Genomic DNA, 3,271 nt, shown 5'->3' on the forward strand with positions numbered 1-3,271 from the left:
AGAAATCTAGCTCTTTAACAATTTGGAAAGCTGACAAAACAATCTTTAAGATTGTTTGTAAAGTTCTCAATGTTTGTCTTTATGACAAACACCAAAAAACACATTCAAGTGTTCTTGGGAATATCACTTTTACAGTGATTATTCGAAATTGAGTCCGGCAAAATCGAAATGTCTCTCGCTCATTCAAATAATGAGAGACAACTTTGGTGATTTGAACATCAACTCGAAACTCCTTCGGGTTGTATGGTTAAGTGACTAAGCGTACACGGTGGATGCCTTGGCAGTCAGAGGCGATGAAGGACGTATTAACTTGCGATAAGCCCAGATTAGGTAGTAAAAACCATTTGAGTCTGGGATTTCCGAATGGGGAAACCCACTTACATAAGTAAGTATCGCTGCGTGAATACATAGCGCAGCGAGGCGAACCGGGGGAACTGAAACATCTAAGTACCCCGAGGAAAAGAAATCAACCGAGATTCCGAAAGTAGCGGCGAGCGAAATTGGACTAGCCCTTAAGCTTTTTATGCGTCAGGTGAAACTTCTGGAAAGTTGTGCGATACAGGGTGATAGCCCCGTAACCGGCAACGCATATAAAGTGAAATCGAGTAGGGCGGGACACGTGATATCCTGTCTGAATATGGGGGGACCATCCTCCAAGGCTAAATACTACTGACTGACCGATAGTGAACCAGTACCGTGAGGGAAAGGCGAAAAGAACCCCTGTGAGGGGAGTGAAATAGAACCTGAAACCGTGTACGTACAAGCAGTAGGAGCACCTTCGTGGTGTGACTGCGTACCTTTTGTATAATGGGTCAGCGACTTATATTCAGTGGCAAGGTTAACCATCTAGGGGAGCCGTAGCGAAAGCGAGTGTTAACTGCGCGACTCAGTCGCTGGATATAGACCCGAAACCAGGTGATCTAGCCATGGGCAGGTTGAAGATTGAGTAACATCAATTGGAGGACCGAACCGACTAATGTTGAAAAATTAGCGGATGACTTGTGGCTAGGGGTGAAAGGCCAATCAAACCTGGAGATAGCTGGTTCTCCCCGAAAGCTATTTAGGTAGCGCCTCGGACGAATACTACTGGGGGTAGAGCACTGTTAAGGCTAGGGGGTCATCCCGACTTACCAACCCTTTGCAAACTCCGAATACCAGTAAGTACTATCCGGGAGACACACGGCGGGTGCTAACGTCCGTCGTGGAGAGGGAAACAACCCAGACCGCCAGCTAAGGTCCCAAATTACTACTAAGTGGGAAACGATGTGGGAAGGCTCAGACAGCCAGGATGTTGGCTTAGAAGCAGCCATCATTTAAAGAAAGCGTAATAGCTCACTGGTCGAGTCGGCCTGCGCGGAAGATGTAACGGGGCTAAGTAGTAAACCGAAGCTGCGGCAATGCACTTTAGTGCATTGGGTAGGGGAGCGTTCTGTAAGCGGTTGAAGGTGTGTGGTAACGCATGCTGGACGTATCAGAAGTGCGAATGCTGACATGAGTAACGATAAAGGGGGTGAAAAACCCCCTCGCCGGAAGACCAAGGGTTCCTGTCCAACGTTAATCGGGGCAGGGTAAGTCGACCCCTAAGGCGAGGCCGAAAGGCGTAGTCGATGGGAAACGGGTTAATATTCCCGTACTTCTTACAATTGCGATGGGGGGACGGAGAAGGCTAGGTGGGCCTGGCGACGGTTGTCCAGGTTCAAGTGCGTAGGCTGAAGAGTTAGGTAAATCCGGCTCTTCTTAAGGCTGAGACACGACGTCGAGCTACTACGGTAGTGAAGTCATTGATGCCATGCTTCCAGGAAAAGCCTCTAAGCTTCAGATTGTAAGGAATCGTACCCCAAACCGACACAGGTGGTCGGGTAGAGAATACCAAGGCGCTTGAGAGAACTCGGGTGAAGGAACTAGGCAAAATGGTACCGTAACTTCGGGAGAAGGTACGCTCTTGATGGTGAAGTCCCTTGCGGATGGAGCTGACGAGAGTCGCAGATACCAGGTGGCTGCAACTGTTTATTAAAAACACAGCACTGTGCAAAATCGTAAGATGACGTATACGGTGTGACGCCTGCCCGGTGCCGGAAGGTTAATTGATGGGGTTAGACTTCGGTCGAAGCTCTTGATCGAAGCCCCGGTAAACGGCGGCCGTAACTATAACGGTCCTAAGGTAGCGAAATTCCTTGTCGGGTAAGTTCCGACCTGCACGAATGGCGTAATGATGGCCACGCTGTCTCCACCCGAGACTCAGTGAAATTGAAATCGCTGTGAAGATGCAGTGTACCCGCGGCTAGACGGAAAGACCCCGTGAACCTTTACTACAGCTTGGCACTGAACATTGACCCTACATGTGTAGGATAGGTGGGAGGCTTTGAAGCAAGTACGCCAGTATTTGTGGAGCCGTCCTTGAAATACCACCCTTGTAGTGTTGATGTTCTAACGTTGACCCCTAATCGGGGTTGCGGACAGTGCCTGGTGGGTAGTTTGACTGGGGCGGTCTCCTCCCAAAGAGTAACGGAGGAGCACGAAGGTGGGCTAATCACGGTTGGACATCGTGAGGTTAGTGCAATGGCATAAGCCCGCTTGACTGCGAGAATGACAATTCGAGCAGGTGCGAAAGCAGGTCATAGTGATCCGGTGGTTCTGAATGGAAGGGCCATCGCTCAACGGATAAAAGGTACTCCGGGGATAACAGGCTGATACCGCCCAAGAGTTCATATCGACGGCGGTGTTTGGCACCTCGATGTCGGCTCATCACATCCTGGGGCTGAAGTCGGTCCCAAGGGTATGGCTGTTCGCCATTTAAAGTGGTACGCGAGCTGGGTTTAGAACGTCGTGAGACAGTTCGGTCCCTATCTGCCGTGGGCGTTGGAAGATTGAAGGGGGCTGCTCCTAGTACGAGAGGACCGGAGTGGACGAACCTCTGGTGTTCGGGTTGTGTCGCCAGACGCATTGCCCGGTAGCTAAGTTCGGAATCGATAACCGCTGAAAGCATCTAAGCGGGAAGCGAGCCCTGAGATGAGTCTTCCCTGATACTTTAAGTATCCTAAAGGGTTGTTCGAGACTAGAACGTTGATAGGCAGGGTGTGTAAGCGTTGTGAGGCGTTGAGCTAACCTGTACTAATTGCCCGTGAGGCTTAACCATACAACACCCAAGGGGTTTTGATGGACTCAATGTAAGAACATTGAATGTGTAAATAGAACTTAACATCAGTTTTCCAGATTAAAGAATTTGCTTGGCGACCATAGCGATTTGGACCCACCTGACTTCCATTCCGAA

The 3,271-nt window shown here is 49.8% G+C and carries 1 rRNA gene; it reads left to right on the forward strand.

What is annotated here, in order from left to right:
* The first annotated feature begins 245 nt into the window (after positions 1-245).
* Positions 246-3,136, forward strand: a 23S ribosomal RNA gene (locus tag KIT90_RS27540).
* The last annotated feature ends 135 nt before the right edge of the window (positions 3,137-3,271 follow it).

This window comes from Vibrio sp. B172a (assembly GCF_030248355.1).
Classification (GTDB): Bacteria; Pseudomonadota; Gammaproteobacteria; order Enterobacterales; family Vibrionaceae; genus Vibrio; species Vibrio owensii.